This is a genomic window from Streptomyces sp. Y309, assembly GCF_056712025.1.
Genome location: NZ_CM160048.1, coordinates 8,680,932 through 8,699,432 on the forward strand (window position 1 = coordinate 8,680,932; position 18,501 = coordinate 8,699,432).

Sequence of the window (18,501 nt, forward strand, 5' to 3'; positions counted from 1 at the left end):
ATCCCGGAGGACAACGTGGCGCTCCCGCCCCGCACCGCCGCCAGACAGGCACCGCCCGCACCGACGTCACGCGCAGGCGCGCGGCCCGCGCCGCCGTGGCGGCGGCCCACGTGGGCGCCGCGCGCGGTCGCCGTGTGGAGCGTGCCCTACGCGGCGGTCCAGGTCGGCTGGGCAGCGTCGGGCACGTGGGTGCCGGTGACGCCGAAGGAGCCGTATCCGGTCGCGCTGCTACTCGCCGAGGCGCTGTTCGCCCTGCTTGCGGGCGGGGCCGCCCTGGCCACCACCAGGACGCTCGGGCGGGCCGGACGGACCACGGTCGGTGTCGCCCTGGCCGTGCTGATCCTCGCGCTGGGCTGGGGCACCCCCGCGCTGCCGATCACCTTTGTGACGCTGGCGTCGGGTGCCGGCGTGGACAGCGTCACGGGCCTGGTCCATCTCCTCCTGAACACGTCGGGCACGGCGCTGCTCGTGCTCGTCGCCGTGTCGTACCGCCGCCGCCTGCGCGGCAGATGTCCCCGCTGCAACCAGTCGCATCCTGGCGCAATGGATGGCTCGCTGGCCCACCCGGCCGCCTCGGTCGCGTCGCTGCGGACACGCGTCGCGGCGTACGTCCTGATGTGCGGCCTGCTGCCGTGGGCCGTCGTGAAGACGATCTGGCTGTTCGGTGGTGACGCGATCGGCGTGAGCGGTGAAGCGTGGCAGGACCACATGGAGTCCGAGGCGACCGGGGCGGCCAAGCCACTCGCGGCGGTGGGCGTCGACGTGACCGTGCTCGCCGCGTTGCTCGGCGTCTTCCTGCTGGCCGGGCTCATGCACCGCTGGGGCCAGGTGTTCCCGCGCTGGACGCTGCCGCTCTCCGGCCGCCGCGTGCCGCGCCTGCTGCCCCTGATCCCGGCCTGGCTGACGGGCGGTGGCCTTGCCCTGTACGGGACGCTGCTCACCGTGGCGGCTCCGCTCATGGCCGCCGGAGTCCTGGAACGGCCGGAGCCGGACGGGGTGTTCACCACCAGTACGGGGATCACCTGGATGGTGGCGTTCGGCGGTTACGCCTTCGGCGGGCTCGGGTGGGCGCTGCTGATCGCCGCGCGCTCGTACGCGGCCCGTACCCGGCCGCACTGCGTTCAGGCCGAGGAGGACTGAGCCGAAGAGAAACCAGCCGAAGAGGAATCAGCCGAAGACGACTCAACTGAGGCGCGCCGACACGAGAGTTGACCACTGAACGCCACAGCTCCGCTACCGTGTGCGAGTGAATCTTGTTCTCGCACTGACGTGAGGAGCCACTGAGTGGACCACAGCCGTCTGATCCGGATCCGTACGACCCTGGCCGCGATGGGGGTGACGGCCGCGGTGGTGACGGCTGTGGCCGCCGCGCCCACCGCGAGCGCCGCGCCGCCCGGCCCGTCGGCGCACAGCTCGGCACCAGGGGCGAAGCCGGAGCCCTGCACCGGCGCCTTCCAGGGCGACGCCCGTCTCGGCCCCAAGTGGCTGCCCCAGAAGTGGGAGAGGCCCGTCGGTCCGCTCCTGAAGAACTGGAAGCGCACCGGCAAGCTCACCCCCGCCGCCTTCCTGAAGAAGTACTGGGAGGGCCCGGCCGACACCGGAAGCTGGAAGTACCCGCCGAACGACGGCTTCGAGACGGTCAACGGCCAGGTCGACAAGCACCCGGAGGAGCTGGAGAAGGGCGAGCTGCTCGACCGCTTCGGCTCCGAGTACGGCTCGTTCCTCGCGCCCGCCGGGGACTCCTACGCCGAGCGCGCGCTGCCGCCGCAGAACCTCAACACCCGCGACGCCGCGTACGCCTGCGACTATCGCGTCTACAAGGTCGCCAAGCCGTTCTACGCCTGGCAGGGCGGCATCGCCCCCTGGTTCGAACAGCCCGGCGGCGGCGAGCAGATCAAGCTCGACCCCGTGTTCCTCGACCCGGGCGAGGGGCAGCGCCTGAACGTGAAGTGGCTCCTGGAGCACGGGTACCTCGAGCCGGCCGCCGGCTAGCGGCAGGACGAAGACGACAGGACCGGCAAGACAGTGGACGTTCACGAACTGCTGGCCGCCCTGCGCGCGGCGGGCGTGCCCGACGGCTACTACTGGATCGAGGGCGTCCACGAACCGGCCCCCATGCCCCCGGACTTCGCGTATCTGCGCAGGGAACGCGAGGACCAGGGCGGGGCGTGGGAGACCGGGACGTACGAACGGGGGCAGCATCACCCGCTGGCCCGCGACAGGGACGAGGCGGAGGCGTGCGCGCGGCTGTTGCGCCTGCTGACCTGAACGCCGGTGGTCCGGCCGCGTGCCGGTGGTCCGACTGAACGCCGATGGTCCGGCCCCATGCCGTTGGTCCGGCGTCAGCCCGGCGGGAGGCCCAGCAGGGTCCGGGTCTCACCCACCAGGGCCAGCGAGCCGATGACCACGATCTGGCCGCCGGGCCCGGCGAGCCGCGCCGCGTGCCGCAGGGCCGCGGGCAGGTCCGGCGCACGGTGGACGTGCGGGCGGCCGGCGACGAGGCGGGCGAGGTGGTCCGGGTCGGCGGCCTTCGGGGACGCGGTGCGCGTCAGCAACAGGGGCCAGTCCGGGGGAAGTTCCGCGAGCATCTCGTCGGCCGCCTTGGTTCCCTCCACCGCGAAGACGAGTACGGGGGTCCGCCCCGCGTCCGTCATCCGCACGATGTCCGGGAGCACGGCGGCCACGCTGTGCGGATTGTGCGCCCCGTCCATGAGGACCGACCCCGACCAGCCGTCGAGACGGGCCGGGCGCACCAGTTCCAGGCGGCCCGGCCACGTGGTGGCCGCGAGCCCGGCCCGCAGTCGGTGCTCGGTGAAATCGGGCACCAGGCCGCGTTCGCGCAGGGCGTCGATCCCGGCGACGGCCAGGGCGAGATTGCGGTGCTGGTGGGCACCGCGCAGCGGGCAGGGCAGATCGCGGTGGATCCCGAGGGGAGTGCCGACCTCCACAAGGCTTTCGTGCGCGGTCGTGTCCGCCGACGGCGTGGCACCCGCCGACGCCGCGGCGACCCGGATCTCCTCGCCGAGCCGCCACACCGTAAGACCGCTGTGCTCGGCGAGCACCCGCCGTACCGTGCACGCCGCCTCGGGCGGCAGCTCGCCGAGGATCACGTGGTCGCCGTCCCGGACCACCCCGGCCTTGGCCCAGGCGATCTCCGCGTACGAGTCGCCGAGGAGGTCGGTGTGGTCGAGGGCCACATTCGTGATGACCTTCACGCCGAGGTCGAAGGAGTTCACGGCGGTGTCCCGGCCTCCGGCGCTCGCCTCCATCACGGCCAGGTCCACGCCGACCCTGCGGTAGTGCACCGCTGCCGCGGCGGCCCGGAAGGCGGGCGCGTCGAGCGGATCGCTCAGCCGCCGGGCCGCGGCGTCGACCTCGCTGTAGGCGGCGGCGTACGCGGCGTGCGAGGCGGGCACGTTGTTCACGCGGATGCGTTCGGTGGCTTCCTGGAGCGGCGGGCCCGGCATGCTGCCGACGCGCAGCCCGAGCGCGGCCAGGCCCGACACCGCGAACGCGCAGGTGGACCCCTTGCCGTTGGTGCCGACGACCAGCATGCCCCGCAGCCCTCGGTCCGGCCGGTCAAGGGCGGTGAGCAGCGGAGGCAGATAGTTCTTGAGCGGCAGTCTCACCGCCCGGCGTGCGGCGGTGAGATCGCGGGCTCGCTGATAGTCCATGGCAGGAGATGCTGCCGTAACCGAGTCGCCGCCGCGTAACCTAGTCGCCGCGGCGCAACCGAGTCGCCGTGGCGCGGCCGGTCTCAGGAAGCGGCGTCCCAGGCCGGGAACGGGTCCCGCGCCGGAAGTTCCTCGCCCTCGGCCATCAGGCACGCGGACAGCGCCGACCGCAGCGCCGCCGTCCGCAGCCCGGTGCCGATGAACACGAGCTCCTGGCCGCACACGGCGTCGTCGTGTGCGTCGTCGTCCGCGTGGTCGTCTGCGTGGTGCGCGCCGGTCGGCTCGAACCGCGCGACCGACCCGGCCTGCGACCAGAGCCCGGTCACGCGCGGGCGGCTCGCGAGCCGGAAGAACCCCTTGGAGCGCAGCACCTGCCCATAGGTGCCGCTGTCCATGCCCTTGGTGACGAACGACCACAACCGCTCGGGGTGGAAGGGGAGTTCGGCCCGGAAGACGGTACTGGAGATCCCGTACTCCTCGGTCTCCGGCACGTGGTCGCCGTTCAGCTCCCGCACCCAGCCCGGCGCGAGCTGCGCGCGCTCCAGGTCGAAAAGTCCGGTGCCGAGAATGTGCCTGAGGTCCACCCGCCCCTGCGTCGCGGTGACGACGCGGGCGGCCGGGTTGAGGCGCGCGAGCGTGGCTCCGAGCCGGTCGGCGTCCTCGGCGGTCACGAGGTCGAGCTTGTTCAGGACGATGACGTCGGCGAACTCGATCTGGTCCATCAGCAGGTCGCTGACGGTGCGCTCGTCGTCCTCGTACTGATCGAGCCCCCGCTGGACGAGCCCGTCGCCGCCGGTCAGTTCCGGCAGGAAGTTCGCCGCGTCCACGACGGTGACCATCGTGTCGAGGCGCGCGAGATCGCCGAGCGTCGCGCCGTCGTCGCGCGGGAAGGCGAACGTCGCGGCGACCGGCATCGGTTCGGAGATGCCGCTGGACTCGATGAGCAGATGGTCGAAGCGGCCCTCACGGGCCAGCCGGTCGACCTCCTCGAGGAGGTCGTCGCGGAGCGTGCAGCAGATGCAGCCGTTGGTCATCTCGACCAGGCGCTCCTCGGTGCGCGAGAGCGCCGCCTCGCCGCCGCGCACCAGCGCGGCGTCGATGTTGATCTCGCTCATGTCGTTCACGATCACCGCGACGCGCAGGCCGTCGCGGTTGCCGAGGACATGGTTGAGCAGGGTCGTCTTGCCCGCGCCGAGAAACCCGGACAGGACGGTCACCGGCAGCCGGCCGTCGTCGGACGTCATGGAGTGTGCTCAGCTCCCCGGCTGGATCAGCCCGCGCTCGTACGCCTTCACGAGCCGCTGCGGTACGAGATGGGTGACGCCGTCGACCGTCACGGGAACCAGCTGCGACGTGCTGGCCTTCCACTGCGCGCGGCGGTGACGCGTGTTGCTGCGGGACATCTTCCGCTTGGGTACGGCCATGGGGTCCTCCAGGGGTGGTGGGTGCGGGTGGGGGAGCCGGTCAGGGACGGCCAGAGGCTACATGAAAATGGATCCCATTAACAAAAAGTGCCCTTACGCGGTGAGCGCCACCGCCGTCGCCCACGCGATGTAGCCCGCGTTCACCGCAAGCCGCGCCGCGACCCCCCACGGGCTGTTGAGCGCTCCGGAGCGCGTACGCGTACGGCAGGCGGCGTCGACGTGCGAGACCTGGAACACGGTGAGGAGCCCGGCAGCCGTCCACGCGCCCGCCACACGCGTGTGCGGCGCGGCGAGCAGCAAGGCGGTGCCGAGTTCCGCCAGCGCGCTGCCGATGACGAAGATGGCGGGATGCGGGAGCCACACGGGGACCAGGGAACGGAAGTAGGCGGGGAACGCGAAGTGCGCGAGGGCGGTCGTGGCGAGGAACAGGGCGAGGGCGAGGGCCGCGAGGGTCGACATGCGCCGATGATCGGGGCGCGGCTGCGGCGGCGTATTGAACGGAACGATTGCCTTGAACAGAACGATTGCGCGGGGTCGGGGCGGGTTCCGCTGCTCGCCGTCGCAGGCGGGGCCGCCGTCTTCGCCGAGTCCCGTGCGTACGAGGTGACTCGGCACCGTCATCCGGCGTGGAAGGTCGTCCTGCCGGTGCGCGGGGACGTGCGCGTGGACGGGAGGGTCGGCGCGGGGGTGCTGGTGCCGCCGCAGTACGCGCACACGTGCGCCACCTCGGCCGGCTTCGTCGCCGTCTTCCTGGACCCGTGGTGCGTGCGGGCCGACCGGTCGGGGCCGACGTGGCTGGACGCCCGGGGCGTGCGGCGGCTGGCCGAGGCGTCGGGGGCGTACGCGGACGCCGGTGCGCCCGGCCGGTACGCGGACGCCGACGTCCACGGCACGCGCGTGGACGTCGACGCGCTGCGCCGCGAACTCCTCGCCCTCACCGGGCCGCCCGCCCCCGTCGACCCGCGCGTCCTGCACGCGGTGCGGAGCAGCGCGCGGGCGGACCGGCTCGACAGGGTCGCCGCCGAAGTCGGCCTCTCCCCGACGCGACTGCGGGCACTGGTGCGGGCGGAGGTCGGAGTTCCGCTCGGGGTGATGCGCCGGTGGCGACGGCTGCGTACCGCCGTGGGCACGCTGGTGGACGGTGGTGGAGCCATCGCGGACGCGGCCGGCGCCGCGGGCTTCTGCGACCAGGCCCACCTCACCCGCACCGCGCGCACGCTCATCGGCCGCACCCCCGCGTCGCTGCTGCCGCGCTGAACCTCGTCGGCCGCCCCCCCCCGCGTCGCTGCTGCCGCGCTGAACACGGCACCGGCGTCCGGCACCGCCCGCCGCTGCCGGTTGACCCTCACGTCACGTCAGGCTGCACGCTGTACGGCGACGAAAGGGCGACGATCATGAGCTACACCGTCGGGCAGGTCGCCGGCTTCGCCGGAGTCACGGTCCGTACCCTGCACCACTACGACCGGACCGGACTGCTCACACCCAGCGAGCGCAGCCCCGGCGGCTACCGCCTGTACGGCGACCCCGACCTGGCCCGGCTCCAGCAGATCCTCTTCTACCGCGAACTGGGCTTCGCGCTCGACGAGATCGCCGAGATCCTCACGGACCCGCAGGCCAACGCCCTCGACCAGCTCCGCGCCCGGCGCCGGGCGCTGCGCGAGCAGATCGGCAAGCTGGAGCGGCTCGTCGAGGTCGCCGAGCGCGCCATGGAGGTGCAGCGGACGGGCGTCCGGCTGAGCCCGCGCGAACGGTTCGAGGTCTTCGGCGAGATCACCTTCGACCTGAGCTACGCCACCGAGGCCGAGCTCAAGTGGGAGGGCAGCGCCGGCCACAAGGAGGCCATGGCCCGGGCCGCCGCGCACTCCAAGGAGGACTGGGCCCGCATCATGGGCGAGGCCGCGGCCTGGTGCGACCGGATCCTCGCGGCCGTCGACGCCCACGAGCCCGCCGACGGCCCGCGGGCCCGCGAACTCGCCGAGCAGCACCGGCAGCACATCAGCCGCTGGTTCACCGACTGCCCGCCCGACATGCACCTGCGCATCGCCGACGACTTCGTCACCGACGCGCGGGCGTTCGCCCTGGTGATACCGCCCTCGCAGCAGCGTCCGGGGCTCGCCTTCTATCTGCGCGAGGCGGTCCGCGCCAATGCCGCCGAGGTACGCGGCGACACTCAAGGCCGACGTGACCGACGTGAGGCTAAAGCTAAACCTGAGGTTGAGAGTTCCAGGGATGGTGACCCTGCGGGCGGCGCGCGTGGAGGTGACGGCCGATGAGGATTCTGCTCACCGCCGCCGGTTCGTACGGCGACATCGCCCCGTACACCGGCCTCGGCGCCCGCCTGCGCGCGGCGGGCCACGACGTCGCGCTCGCCACCCACGACAGCTTCGCGCCGCTCGTGCGCGGCGCGGGTCTGCGGTTCCGTCCGCTGCCCGCCGACGCGAGAGCCCCGGGCCCGGGGGCGGGACGGCGTGAGCTGATGCGAACGGCGAGCGCCTTCGTACGCGATCTCGGCGCCGGGCTCGCGGATGCCGTCGAGGAGGGCGACGAGCTGCTTGTCCTGTCCACGACGACGGCGCCGCTCGGCTGGCAGCTCGCGGAGGCCCTCGACGTGCCGACGATCGGCGCGTACCTCCAGCCCACCCATCCGACCCGGGAGTTCGGGCCCGTGGTGAGCGGTGCCCGTTCCCTGGGCGGCTGGGGCAACCGGGCCATGGCCCGCTTCTCGCTGCGGATGGTCGACCGCGTCTACGCCGACGCGGTCAGGGACCTGCGGTCCCGCCTCGGCCTGCCCGCCGTCGCCCCGGCCGCCGTCCGGGCCCGCCGGGAACGAGAGGCCTGGCCGGTGCTGCACGGCTTCAGTCCGGCGGTCGTACGACGCCCGTCCGACTGGCGCGCCGGGCTCGACGTCGTCGGCAACTGGTGGCCGTACCACGACCCGGCCGCACAACTGCCGCCCGACGTCGAGGACTTCCTCGGCTCCGGCCCAGCGCCGGTCTTCATCGGCTTCGGGAGCATGGCGGCGGGCGAGGGCGAGCGCCTGGGCGAGCTCGCCGTGGCGGCACTGCGCCGCGCCGGGCGTCGCGGCGTGCTGCAGTCCGGCCGGGCGGGTCTGGCCGCTTCCGGCGACGGGATCCTCACGGTCGGCGAACTCCCGCACGCCCTGCTCTTCCCGCGTATGGCGGCCGTGGTGCACCACGCGGGCGCGGGCACCACGGCGGCGGGACTGCGCGCCGGTGTCCCGGCCGTGCCCGTACCCGTCACCGCCGACCAGCCCTTCTGGGCCGCCCGCCTGACCGCGCTCGGCGCCGCCCCCGCTCCGGTCCCGTTCAAGGACCTCACCGCGGACCGTCTCGCCGACGCGCTCGGCCGCGCGGTGCGCGAGGACTCGTACGCGTCCGCCGCCGGAGCCGTCGCCCGCGCGATGGCGGCGGAGGACGGAGCGGGCCGGGTCGCCAAGGCCGTCGAAGGGCTCGGCTGAGGCTGAGGCCGAGTCGTGCGGGGGCGAATCTGTGTCATGCGCGGGATGATCGGAAAGGCTCCCGCGTGGGATCGGCGACGGGCTCCCGAGTGGGATCGGCGAGGGGCTACTTCGTGGGATCGGCGACGCTCAGGGCCAGGCAGAGGGCGTGCAGGGCGGCGTCGAAGGCGTGCTCGGGAGGGGTGCCGTAGCCGATGACGAGGCCGTCGCGGGGCGGCATGGTGCTGTCGGGGTGGCGGTAGGGGGCGAGTCCGTCGAGGGCGAGCCCCTGGCGGGCCGCCGCGCGGACCGCGTCCGGCTCGGTGCCGGGCGGGAGTTCGAGGACGGCGTGCAGCCCGGCGGCGATACCGCTGACCTTGATATGCGGAGCCTGCGCGGCGAGGGCGGCGACGAGCCGGTCGCGTCGGCGGCGGTAGTTCAGCCGCACCCGGCGCAGGTGCCGGTCGTAGGCGCCGCAGGCGATGAAGTCGGCGAGGGTGAGCTGGTCCAGGGACCCGGTCCACAGCTCGCGGGGGCCCTTGACGGCGAGGATGTCGGCGACGAGGTGCTCGGGCACGGCCATCCAGCCCAGGCGGAGCGCGGGGGACAGGCTCTTGCTGGTGGAGCCGAGGTAGATCACGCGGTCCGGATCGAGGCCCTGGACGGCGCCGACCGGCTGGCGGTCGTATCGGAATTCGCCGTCGTAGTCGTCCTCGATGACGAGCCCGCCATGGGCGCGTGCCCAGTCGACGACGGTGGCACGGCGCTCGGGGTGCAGAGGGCCGCCGGTGGGGAACTGGTGGGCGGGCGTGAGCAGAACGGCGGTGGCACCCGTGCCGGGCAGTTCGTCGATGACGGCGCCCTCCGCGTCCACCCGAAGGGGGACCGCGCGCCGTCCGGCCGACGTGAGCAAGGAGCGGTGGAAGTCGAGTCCGTACGCTTCGACCGCCACCGAGCCGTCCAGGACCTCGGCCAGCATGCTGAGCGCGTGGGCGAAACCGGCACAGACGATGACGCGGTGCGGGGCCGTGCGCACGCCGCGGGCCCGCGCGAGGTATGCGGTGAGCACAGTGCGCAGCTCCGGGCGGCCGCGCGGATCGCCCACGCCAAAGGCGTCGTTGGGCGCCGCGTTGAGGGCGCGGCGTGCGGAGGTCTGCCAGGCCGAGCGCGGGAACGTGGCGGCGTCCGGTGAGGTGGGCATCAGGTCGTGGGCCGGGCGGCGCGGCGACGGGGCGGAGCGGCGGGAGCGGTCCGGGGGCAGGGGAGTGCTGCGCCGCGCGACATAGGTGCCCGACCCCTGACGTGCCGTCAGCCAGCCCTCGGCGACCAGCTCGCCGTACGCCTCGCCGACGGTGTTGAGGGCGATGCCCAGATCCTTGGCCAGGCTCCGGTACGGGGGCAGCCGGGTGCCGGGTTCCAGGCGGCCGGAGCCGATGGCCTCGCGCAGGGCGTGCATCAGCTGCTCGCGGAGGGTGCCCTCGCCGGAGAGCTCCAGGTGGAGGTCGGCACCGGCCCCCGGGGCGGAGGTGCTCGACTCGGGCTCCGCTGCCTGGTCCGGCTCACGCCCTCGTACCGAATTGCCCCATCGATTCGCCATGGAAATGCACCATACCCTGGGGCTATCCGGCTCCTACGGTTCATGGCATGACAACAGTTGAGATTCCCCAGCGCATGAACTTCGCCACCGTCGCCCCCAAGGTCTTCAAGGCCGTCCTCGCCCTTGACGCCGCGGCCCGCCAGGGCCTCGACCCGGTGCTGCTGGAGCTGGTGCAGATCCGTGCCTCGCAGATCAACCGGTGCGCGTACTGCATCGACTACCACACCGGTGACGCCCGCAAGGCGGGCGAGAGCGAGGACCGCATCTACCAGCTCAGCGGCTGGCAGGAGTCCAGCCTCTACACCGCGGAGGAGCGCGCCGCGCTGGCCCTGACCGAGGCGGTCACCGTGCTGCCCGAAGGCGTCCCGGACAGCGTGTACGACGAAGCGGCCCAGTACTTCGACGAGCAGACGCTGGCCCAGCTCATCGCGCTGATCTTCACCGTCAACGCGTGGAACCGGATGAACGTCAGCACTCGCAAGACCCCCGGCACCGAGTAACCGGGTCCTTCCCTCACCACGGGCGGTGGCCGCCCCGCAGGTCGGCCACCGCCCGTGGCATGTCCAGGCACACCCCGCTTTCCGAATCCCCGACATCTCCGAAGTTCCGAAAGGACGTACGGACCATGACCGTCACAGCCACCGACGCCGACTCACCGGATGCGGACGCCAACTCGCCGGATACAGAAGTGCGTTCGCCACTCAAGGGATGGCTCGCCGTCCTCGCCGTGACGCTGGGCATCTTCTCGCTGATGACCTCCGAGCTGCTGCCCGTGGGTCTGCTCACACCGGTCGGCGCCGACCTCGGCGTGTCCGAGGGCACGGCCGGGCTGATGGTGACCGTGCCGGGCCTTGTGGCCGCCTTCTCGGCGCCGCTCGTCACCGTGGCCACCGGCCGCGTCGACCGGCGCCTCGTGCTGATCCTGCTCATCGGCCTGGTCGGCGCGGCCAACCTGGCCTCCGCCTTCGCCACGAGCTTCGCTCTCGTCCTGGTCGCCCGCTTCCTGATCGGCGTCAGCGTGGGCGGGTTCTGGTCGATCGCGGGCGGCATCGCGCTGCGCCTCGTCCCGGAAAGGCATGTTCCGCGCGCGACCGCCGTGATCTTCGGCGGTGTGGAGACCGCCTCCGTGCTCGGTGTCCCGACGGGTACGTTCATCGGTGATCTCAGCGACTGGCGCACGGCGTTCGCCGTCGTCGGCGCCCTGGGTCTGCTGGCGCTCGTCTGCATGGTCTTCCTGCTGCCGGCCCTCCCTCCGGAGCGCACCGTCACACTCGCCGACCTGCCGCGCGTGTTCCGGTCCAACGCCGGTGTACGCGTGGGCATCGCCATGACGTTCCTGGTCATCACGGGTCACTTCATCGCGTACACCTTCGTCCGCCCCCTGCTGCAGGACCACGGCGTCGACGACGGCAGCATCAGCCTGCTCCTGCTGGTCTTCGGGGTGGCGGGCATCTGCGGCAACTTCGCCGCCGGGGCACTGATCGGCCGGCACCTGAGGCGGACCGTCGGGGCCATCGCCGTGGTCCTGGCCGCGGCGATGGCCCTGTTCGCCCTGACGTCCGGCGGCGCCACCATGTCCGCCGGAGCGCTCGTCCTGTGGGGCCTGGGCTACGGTGCGGTCCCGGTCACCCTGCAGACCTGGATCCTCGATGCCGCACCCGAGGCCACGGAGGCCGCCTCGTCGCTGTACGTCTCGATGTTCAACCTGTCCATCGCCCTGGGCGCCCTGTTCGGCGGCCTGACCGTCGAGTCACTGCCCCTCACCGCCGTCCTGTGGATCGGCTGCGGACTCGCGCTCCTCACGCTGCTCGTGCGCGGGCGCGGGCGTGGAACGGCCGACGGCCGGAGCAAGTGACCCCGAGACCGCCTCGCCGCGCGGCACCGGTCCCGGCGCCGTCCCCGCCCCGAACGGGCTCCCGCCGAGCTCCTGCCGGTGATGCGGCGTCAGCCACCCGGCGAGGTCCGGCCCGAGGGGCACGATGCCGGTCGGGTTGATGCCGGTGTGCACTTGGTAGTAATGCCGCTTGATGTGGTCGAAGTCGACCGTGTCGCCGAAGCCCGGGGTCTGGTACAGATCGCGCGCGTACGCCCACAGCACCGGGTCCTCGGTCAGCTTCCAGCGGTTGCACTTGAAGTGGCCGTGGTAGACCGCGTCGAAGCGCACCAGCGTCGTGAACAGGCGGATGTCCGCCTCCGTGATGCTGTCGCCGACCAGATAGCGGCGGTCGGCGAGGCGCCGCGAGGTCTCCTCAAGCCGCCGGAACACATCCCGGCACGCGTCCTCGTACTCACTCTGGGAGGAGGCGAAACCGGCTCGGTACACGCCGTTGTTGACGTCTCGGTAGATGCCCTCCATCACGTCGTCGATCTCCGGCCGCAGCGGCTCCGGGTACAGATCGGGGGCGCCGGGGCGGTGCAGGGCCGTCCACTCCGTGGCGAGGTCCAGGGTGAGCTGCTGGTAGTCGTTCGTCACGAGCTTGCCGCTCGGTACGTCCACGATCGCGGGCACGCTCACACCGCCGGGATAGTCCGTCTCGCGTGCGTCGTACGCCTCGCTGAGATAGCGGATGCCGAGGACCGGGTCGCGGCCGTCCGGGTCGAGGGTGAAGCGCCAGCTCCGGTCGTCCTGGATCGGGTCGGCGACCGCCAGCGAGAGGGCGCCCTCCAGGCCGAGCAGCCTGCGGGAGACGAGCGCGCGGCTCGCCCAGGGGCAGGCGCGGCTCACCACCAGGCGATAGCGCCCGGCCTCCACCGGCCAGCCGTCCCGGCCGTCGGCCGTGACGCGGTCGGTGAAGTGGCTCCGGGAGCGCTTGAACGGCTTCTTGCCGTACGCCTCGTTGCTCGCCGCCGTCTGCTGCTCCGCTGCGCTCACCGCAGGCTCCCTTCGCGACGCGAGGCCGGGGCGGGCGCGGGCCCGGCGGGCCCGCCGGTGTCGGCAGGAGGGTGCATGGGGGTGTCGGCGGGAGGATGCGCGGCGTCGGCGGACACGGGAGGATGCGCCGCGTCGTCGGACCGGGGAGTCGGGCCGGGCGGCGCGAGGTCGTAGATCCTGTTCAGCAGCGCGGCCTCGTTGCCCGCGAGGCCCGCGCGCCGCAGCGCCTCGTCGGCGTCCGCGATCGGCACGGCGAGCAGCGCCGCGGTCTGCGCCGTCACCGGTCCGTCCAGGGCGGCGCGTGCGGTGTGCAGCAGCCGCAAGCACGCCTGCGCGGCGGCCAGTTCGGGGTACGTCGTGCCGGTCATGTCGGTTGGCTCCTTAACGCGCGGGTTCCATGGGTCGAAGGTGCAACTCCCACTCTTGCGCACGGGTCTGACAATTGCCCTTCAACCACCACGCGCGCCGCCCCGCGGAAGGCCACCGCGGCGTCACCCGGACCGGCGCACCAGGCGCATCCGCAGCCCCTCCGGCATGAGCGTCAGACGCTCGGCGACCCGCAGCCGGTAGCCGGGCTCCGGCACCAGGTCGTAGCGGCGCAGCAGCAGCGCGAGCACCAGCGTCGCCTCGTGCAGCGCGAACTGACGGCCGATGCAGGCCCGCGCGCCGGTGCCGAACGGCTTGAAGACGTGCGGCGGCCGGGCGCGCACCGCGGCCGGCGTGAACCGGTCGGGGTCGAACTCCTCCGGCCGCGCGCCCCACGCCTCCGGGTCCCGGTGCAGCAGCACCGTCAGGACCAGTGCCCAGGCGCCCCGCCGCAGCGGATGCACCCCGCCGAGCACCGTGTCCTGCCGGGCCTCACGCGAGAACGCCGGCGCGGTGGGCCACAGCCGTAGCGACTCGTCGAGCACGCGGCGTACGTAACGGAGCTTGGCCACCTGCTCGTACCCCGGCGTCTCCGCCTGCCCCCACACCTGGTCGACCTCCTCCCGCGCGCGGGTGAGCACGTCGGGGTGGCGCGCCAGGTAGTGCAGCGCGAACGACAGGGCACCCGACGTGGTCTCGTGACCGGCCACCAGGAAGGTGATGACCTGACGGCGGATGTTCTCCGGAGACAGCCGTTCGCCCGTGTCGGGGTGGGCGACGTCCAGCATGCGGTCGAGCAGGTCGCCGCGGGCGCCCGAGGCGTCCGCCGCGCGCCGGGCCGCGACGACCTCGTCCACGGTCCGGTTCAGATACGCCCTGTTGGCGGCGTTGCGCCGGTCGGCGCCGCGCAGGAGCAGCGGCGCGAGGGCGGGCGGCATGAGGTTGCGGCGCTGGGCGTGGGAGAGCGTGCCGACCATGGCGGTCACGAAGGGGTGCGGCCGGGTCCGCTCGAAGGAGCCGAAGTCGTGCCCGAAGCCGGTGCGGGCGATCGTCTCCAGCGTCAGCTTCGTCATGTCCCCGGGGACGTCCACGGCCCGCCCCGCGGCCGCCTCACCGTCCCAGCGCGCCATGAGCCGCCGGGTCACGTCGAGCATCAGCGGGTGATAGCCCGCCATCGCGTCCCGGCTGAACCCGGGCGCCAGGATGTCGTGCGCCAGCTGCCAGTTGGGCTCGTCGTTGTACGCGGTGAACAGGCCGTCTCCCGCGACGGGCCGCAGATTGGCCACCCCGAGCCCCACGTGCTTGGCGAACCGCGCCTCGTGGGCCAGCTCGCCCGCGAGCCCCGCGCCCCAGACGAAGACGATCTCCTTGCCGAAGGCCTTGCGGCGGAAGATGGGCCCGAGACTGCGGCCGATGCGCATCGAATCCTGCACGGGGGTGCGGAGGTTCACGCCGAGCACGTCGCCGACCAGCGGCACCCGGCGGGGCGGGTGCGGTATGCGGCGCAACTGGGGCCAGCCGGCCTCCGCGCCGCGAAAACCCTTCGGCAGGTCCCCGCGCCCCGGCCCACCACTTCCCGTCGGCCGCGCCGGCTCCGTCTTCTGTGCCATGGCCGCCATCTCCCTTGCGCACAGGGCCCGTTGGCGCCTGTTGTACGTGGATTCAATACGGGCTTCCAGTCTGGTCCTGTTGTTGAACCGACGTCAAGTAAGCTGCGGGCATGGCCGCGAACCCGCAGGAGCGCACGCGCCGCAGGCTCAGCACCGAGGAGCGCAGGGAGCAGCTCCTGACCGTGGGGGCGCGGCTGTTCGCGCAGAATCCGTACGACGACGTCTGGGTCGAGCGGGTCGCCGAGATCGCGGGCGTCTCCCGCGGGCTGCTGTACCACTACTTCCCGACCAAGCGGGACTTCTTCGCCGCGGTCGTACGCCGCGAGAGCGAACGCATGCTGCGCCTGACGGCCGCCGAGCCGGGCCTGCCCGTGCGCGAGCAGCTCGGCGCCGGCCTGGACGCCTTCTTTGGGTACGTGGAGGGCCACGCCCAGGGCTTCCGCGCCTTCCACCGCGCGGAGGCGGCCGGGGATCCCGTGGTCCGCGAGGTCTACCGCGAAGGTCTCGCCGCCCAGGAACGCCGGATCCTCGCCGCCCTCGCCGCGGACCCCGAGACCGCGCCCCTGACGGCCGAGCTGCCCGCCGTGCGCCTGGCGGTGCGCGGCTGGCTCGCCTTCATGGTCGCCGTGTGCCTGGAGTGGCTGGAGGAGCCGGAGCTGACGCGCGCACAGGTGCGGGACCTGTGCGCGCGAGCTCTGTTCGGGGCGATCCTGCCGCGGGACTCGTGACGCGCGCCGGGGCAGGAGCGACGCGGGCTGCGCCTTCGTGACTCCCGCCGGTTCGCTGCGCGTTGAGACTCACGCGGGCAGGAATCCCGTGCCGAAGTGTTCCGTCAGGGCCTGCCGGGCGTCCTCGGCGTCGTCGGCGAGGCGCTCGGCGGCCCACAGGAAGAAGTCGTCCGCGACGGTGTCGATCCAGTCGTACGTCGGGTCGGCGGGCCCGGGATCCGGTGCCGGGTAGCGCAGTTCCAGCTCCGGGCCGCGCACCCCGAATACGGTGAACAGCCGGTACCCGTCCGGCTCGGACGCCTGCCGCACCGTGACCGAGGAGCAGTCCCACCACTGCGGCCCGTACTGCAGCCAGAGCGTTGTGCCGCCTGCCCCCGTGGCGTACAGGGCGGCCGCGACGGGTGCGTCGCCGCGCCGGGAGGCGTCCGTGAGATGGACGAAACCGTGGCAGCGGCCGGACGCGGGCGTGAGCAGGCCCGTCGCGGTGTCCAGCGACCAGACACGGCCGTGCCGGTCGTAGTCCTGCAGCACGACCGCGGACGGCGGTGCGGCGGGGTTTCCCATGGCAGGCATCAGTTGCGGCGCTCCAGTCCGAGCTCCTGGTCGACGGCGGCGCTGCTGCGCACCGCCGCCTCGATCACGGCCGCCCAGCTCCCGTACCTTGCGTACTGTTGGTCGGCCGTCGGTCCCAGCGGGTTGCCGTACTTCTTCATGTTGCGTGCTTCCGCCCGCTCCTCGGGCATCATCTTCCGAATGGCGCAGACGATGGTTCCGGGCTGGTGCACGGCTCGTCGAGACGAAGCGGACGTTACGGCCGTACGTGTGCGTGGGAGCCGTGTGGCGTCGGCGCGTCAGGGTGACGTACGAGTTCCCTGGGTGGGGCGATGTGTGTGTCCCTTTTGCGGCCCGGGGCGAGCCGCGCTGAGTGCCCAGAAGCCCAGCGCGGCGAGGACTTCGAACCCCGCCGCCACGACGAGCGCACCGGAGAGCGACCAGGTGGCGATGGGGCCGCCGATGCCCGCGCCGATCGCGTACCCCGTGATCTTCAGGCTGGCGCCGGTGGTGAAGATCTGGCCGCGCAGACGCGCGGGGGCCTCCCGGTGACGTACCGCGAAGAGCGCCGTGAGCTGCGGGCCCGCCCCGGCTCCGGCGACCGCCATCGCGGCGAACAGCGCGAGGGGCGACACGGTCGCGGCCAGGAGCAGCGCGACGCCGAGGGCGAGGGTGCTGGCCAGGATCGTCGCGTCGGGCCGCAGCAGTCCGGGGCGCTTGGCGAGCAGGGCGTTCGCGGCGAGGGACGCGGCGGCGAGGGCGGCCAGCAGGAACGTCCCCGATCCGGTGTCGCCGAGGGCCCGTTCGCCGAGCAGGGGAGTGCAGGCGACCAGCATTCCGACGCCGACGTACGACAGGACGGAGGTGAGGGTCGCGCGGGCGAGGGGCCGGGTGCGGCCGATGGCGCGGAAGCCGGCCACCAGATCGGCGACGACCGGCCGGGGATGCGGGTGAGGGGCGGCCCGGAGATTCCGCGGCAGCGTCCACGCCGTCGGCAGCGCGAGGGCGATCAGGGTGAGGGACACGACGACGCTCGCCGAAGCGCCGGACACCATCGCGACCGCGCCCGCCAGGGCCGGACCGGCCAGGCTCGCGAAGTCGTACGTCAGCGCGTCGAGCGCGTTGGCGCGCGGCAGGCCCTCGGGGGCGGCCACGCGCGGGAGCTGCGAGGTCCACCCGCCGGCGAGCGCGGGCCCGAGCAGCCCGCCGCACACGGCCACGGCGAGGACGACCGGCAGCGGCAGCCGCCCGAGGCTCAGCAGGATGACGAGCAGGGCGAGGCAGTACGCCGCCAGCGCACCGGCGAGGAGCCGCCCCGGACGCACCGCCCTGTCGAGCATCGCCCCGAAGACCGGCCCGCCCACGGCGGCCGAGACGGTGATCCCCGACAGGAGCGCCGACGCGGTGGACGGCGACCCCGTCACCGACAGACCCACCAGGAGCAGCGCGGGACCCGACATCTCGTCACCGGCGCGCGCGGCGGTGGCTCCCGTGAGGTACCACACCATCCTGTAACGTCTTGACATTCACATCACGTTACAGCGTAACGGGAGACGAAGCCATGGGCGTTACTCCGTTACCCTCACCTTTGTGAAGAAGCCGAACGACGACGGCGCGCGGCCGTCGAAGGACGAGTGGTCCACCCGCCATTCCGTGCTGCGGTCCGCGCAGCGCACCGCGGCGCTCGTCAACGCCCTCAGTGCCGACGAGCCCGGGACCGGCACGGTCGAAGCGGTCCTGCGCGAGTACGGCGAGGACGTCCCGCTGGACGTGTCCGCCGCGGACGTGCGGGAGATGCGCGCGGTGGCGGCGCGGCTGCGCGAGGTCTTCGCCGCCCCCGACGTCGACACGGCCGCTGCCCGCCTGAACCGGCTCCTGGCCGAGGGCTGCGGCCCGGTCCGGCTCACCGCGCACGGCGGCGGCACCCCGTGGCACATCCACCTGGACGGCGACGACGACGCGCCGTGGGCGGAGTGGTTCCTCGCGTCGTCCTGCATGGCGCTCGCCGTCCTCGTCTGGGACCGGCAGCGGCCTCCCGGCGGCCTGTGTGCGTCACCGACCTGCGCCAACGTGTACGTCACCGGCGGCAGCGGAACGACGCGTCGCTACTGCTCGCCGCGGTGCGCGACGCGCGAGCGGGTGGCCGGCCACCGCCGCGCCAAGGAGCGCCGCTCCGACGGGAGTTGAGCCCGCGGCGGCACACGGCCGGGTGCACGGTGAG

21 protein-coding genes are annotated in these 18,501 nt (G+C 73.2%); 10 read left to right on the forward strand and 11 right to left on the reverse strand.

Translation table 11 applies throughout. The features are described 5' to 3' along the window. The first annotated feature begins 15 nt into the window (after positions 1 to 15). The 3 genes from AC0KTA_RS36615 (at position 16) to AC0KTA_RS36625 (ending at position 2,268) form a co-directional block, all read left to right on the forward strand. On the forward strand, positions 16 to 1,140 hold the full coding sequence (locus AC0KTA_RS36615) for a hypothetical protein (protein ID WP_481052490.1): 1,125 nt from the start codon (positions 16 to 18) through the stop codon (positions 1,138 to 1,140). Positions 1,141 to 1,299: 159 nt separating this feature from the next. After that, positions 1,300 to 1,992 carry a TNT domain-containing protein gene (locus AC0KTA_RS36620; protein ID WP_481056691.1) on the forward strand — a complete coding sequence of 231 codons (693 nt, stop codon included), beginning with the start codon at positions 1,300 to 1,302 and terminating at the stop codon, positions 1,990 to 1,992. Positions 1,993 to 2,025: 33 nt separating this feature from the next. Beyond that, on the forward strand, positions 2,026 to 2,268 hold the full coding sequence (locus AC0KTA_RS36625; RefSeq protein ID WP_481052491.1) for a hypothetical protein: 243 nt from the start codon (positions 2,026 to 2,028) through the stop codon (positions 2,266 to 2,268). A 74-nt stretch (positions 2,269 to 2,342) separates the two neighbouring features. On the opposite strand, the gene AC0KTA_RS36630 is transcribed toward AC0KTA_RS36625, so the two are convergent. The 4 genes from AC0KTA_RS36630 to AC0KTA_RS36645 all read right to left on the reverse strand — a co-directional run bounded on the left by AC0KTA_RS36630 (position 2,343) and on the right by AC0KTA_RS36645 (position 5,557). Further along, on the reverse strand, positions 2,343 to 3,674 hold the full coding sequence (locus tag AC0KTA_RS36630) for a bifunctional folylpolyglutamate synthase/dihydrofolate synthase (RefSeq protein WP_481052492.1): 1,332 nt from the start codon (positions 3,672 to 3,674) through the stop codon (positions 2,343 to 2,345). An 83-nt stretch (positions 3,675 to 3,757) separates the two neighbouring features. Beyond that, the gene (locus AC0KTA_RS36635) at positions 3,758 to 4,918 is read right to left on the reverse strand and encodes a GTP-binding protein (protein WP_481052493.1); all 1,161 of its coding nucleotides are present in this window, start codon (positions 4,916 to 4,918) and stop codon (positions 3,758 to 3,760) included. Between the two features lie 9 nt (positions 4,919 to 4,927). Beyond that, positions 4,928 to 5,098, reverse strand: a complete 171-nt coding sequence (rpmF, locus tag AC0KTA_RS36640; RefSeq protein WP_481052494.1) for a 50S ribosomal protein L32 — start codon at positions 5,096 to 5,098, stop codon at positions 4,928 to 4,930. A gap of 93 nt (positions 5,099 to 5,191) precedes the next feature. Next, entirely contained in the window at positions 5,192 to 5,557 is a 366-nt protein-coding gene (locus AC0KTA_RS36645) for a DoxX family protein (RefSeq protein ID WP_481052495.1), read from the reverse strand. Positions 5,558 to 5,701: 144 nt separating this feature from the next. On the opposite strand from AC0KTA_RS36645, the gene AC0KTA_RS36650 reads away from it, so the two are divergent. From AC0KTA_RS36650 to AC0KTA_RS36660, 3 genes are all read left to right on the forward strand, one after another. Next, the gene (locus tag AC0KTA_RS36650; RefSeq protein WP_481052496.1) at positions 5,702 to 6,355 is read left to right on the forward strand and encodes a helix-turn-helix domain-containing protein; all 654 of its coding nucleotides are present in this window, start codon (positions 5,702 to 5,704) and stop codon (positions 6,353 to 6,355) included. A gap of 137 nt (positions 6,356 to 6,492) precedes the next feature. Next, the gene (locus AC0KTA_RS36655) at positions 6,493 to 7,371 is read left to right on the forward strand and encodes a MerR family transcriptional regulator (protein ID WP_481052497.1); all 879 of its coding nucleotides are present in this window, start codon (positions 6,493 to 6,495) and stop codon (positions 7,369 to 7,371) included. After that, positions 7,368 to 8,576 (forward strand): glycosyltransferase, encoded by a 1,209-nt coding sequence (locus AC0KTA_RS36660; protein WP_481052498.1) that lies wholly within the window; start codon positions 7,368 to 7,370, stop codon positions 8,574 to 8,576. The genes AC0KTA_RS36655 and AC0KTA_RS36660 overlap by 4 nt, the downstream gene beginning before the upstream one ends. Positions 8,577 to 8,682: 106 nt before the next feature. Here the strand turns inward: AC0KTA_RS36660 and pdxR are convergent, their stop codons facing one another. Then, the gene (pdxR, locus tag AC0KTA_RS36665) at positions 8,683 to 10,152 is read right to left on the reverse strand and encodes a MocR-like pyridoxine biosynthesis transcription factor PdxR (RefSeq protein WP_481052499.1); all 1,470 of its coding nucleotides are present in this window, start codon (positions 10,150 to 10,152) and stop codon (positions 8,683 to 8,685) included. 47 nt (positions 10,153 to 10,199) lie between these two features. Here pdxR and AC0KTA_RS36670 point away from each other — a divergent pair, with 47 nt between their 5' ends. Then, complete coding sequence (locus AC0KTA_RS36670) at positions 10,200 to 10,652, forward strand: carboxymuconolactone decarboxylase family protein (RefSeq protein WP_481052500.1); 453 nt, start codon at positions 10,200 to 10,202, stop codon at positions 10,650 to 10,652. Positions 10,653 to 10,777: 125 nt separating this feature from the next. Then, positions 10,778 to 12,007, forward strand: a complete 1,230-nt coding sequence (locus tag AC0KTA_RS36675; protein ID WP_481052501.1) for an MFS transporter — start codon at positions 10,778 to 10,780, stop codon at positions 12,005 to 12,007. On the opposite strand, the gene AC0KTA_RS36680 is transcribed toward AC0KTA_RS36675, so the two are convergent. From AC0KTA_RS36680 to AC0KTA_RS36690, 3 genes are all read right to left on the reverse strand, one after another. Continuing rightward, entirely contained in the window at positions 11,903 to 13,024 is a 1,122-nt protein-coding gene (locus tag AC0KTA_RS36680; RefSeq protein ID WP_481052502.1) for a glutathione S-transferase family protein, read from the reverse strand. The two genes, AC0KTA_RS36675 and AC0KTA_RS36680, sit on opposite strands and share 105 nt — an antisense overlap. After that, complete coding sequence (locus AC0KTA_RS36685) at positions 13,021 to 13,392, reverse strand: hypothetical protein (RefSeq protein WP_481052503.1); 372 nt, start codon at positions 13,390 to 13,392, stop codon at positions 13,021 to 13,023. The genes AC0KTA_RS36680 and AC0KTA_RS36685 overlap by 4 nt, the downstream gene beginning before the upstream one ends. Before the next feature lie 123 nt (positions 13,393 to 13,515). Further along, complete coding sequence (locus AC0KTA_RS36690; protein WP_481052504.1) at positions 13,516 to 15,000, reverse strand: cytochrome P450; 1,485 nt, start codon at positions 14,998 to 15,000, stop codon at positions 13,516 to 13,518. Between the two features lie 110 nt (positions 15,001 to 15,110). Between AC0KTA_RS36690 and AC0KTA_RS36695 the strand changes: the two genes are divergently transcribed. Then, on the forward strand, positions 15,111 to 15,728 hold the full coding sequence (locus AC0KTA_RS36695; protein WP_481052505.1) for a TetR/AcrR family transcriptional regulator: 618 nt from the start codon (positions 15,111 to 15,113) through the stop codon (positions 15,726 to 15,728). A 69-nt stretch (positions 15,729 to 15,797) separates the two neighbouring features. Here AC0KTA_RS36695 and AC0KTA_RS36700 read toward each other — a convergent pair whose 3' ends face one another. From AC0KTA_RS36700 to AC0KTA_RS36710, 3 genes are all read right to left on the reverse strand, one after another. Further along, positions 15,798 to 16,301, reverse strand: a complete 504-nt coding sequence (locus tag AC0KTA_RS36700) for a hypothetical protein (RefSeq protein ID WP_481052506.1) — start codon at positions 16,299 to 16,301, stop codon at positions 15,798 to 15,800. Beyond that, complete coding sequence (locus AC0KTA_RS36705) at positions 16,301 to 16,513, reverse strand: hypothetical protein (RefSeq protein WP_481056741.1); 213 nt, start codon at positions 16,511 to 16,513, stop codon at positions 16,301 to 16,303. Before AC0KTA_RS36705 ends, AC0KTA_RS36700 begins: the two co-directional genes overlap by 1 nt. A 66-nt stretch (positions 16,514 to 16,579) precedes the next feature. Continuing rightward, the gene (locus tag AC0KTA_RS36710) at positions 16,580 to 17,806 is read right to left on the reverse strand and encodes an MFS transporter (protein WP_481052507.1); all 1,227 of its coding nucleotides are present in this window, start codon (positions 17,804 to 17,806) and stop codon (positions 16,580 to 16,582) included. A gap of 64 nt (positions 17,807 to 17,870) precedes the next feature. Between AC0KTA_RS36710 and AC0KTA_RS36715 the strand changes: the two genes are divergently transcribed. Beyond that, positions 17,871 to 18,467 (forward strand): CGNR zinc finger domain-containing protein, encoded by a 597-nt coding sequence (locus tag AC0KTA_RS36715; protein ID WP_481052508.1) that lies wholly within the window; start codon positions 17,871 to 17,873, stop codon positions 18,465 to 18,467. Positions 18,468 to 18,501 lie beyond the last annotated feature (34 nt).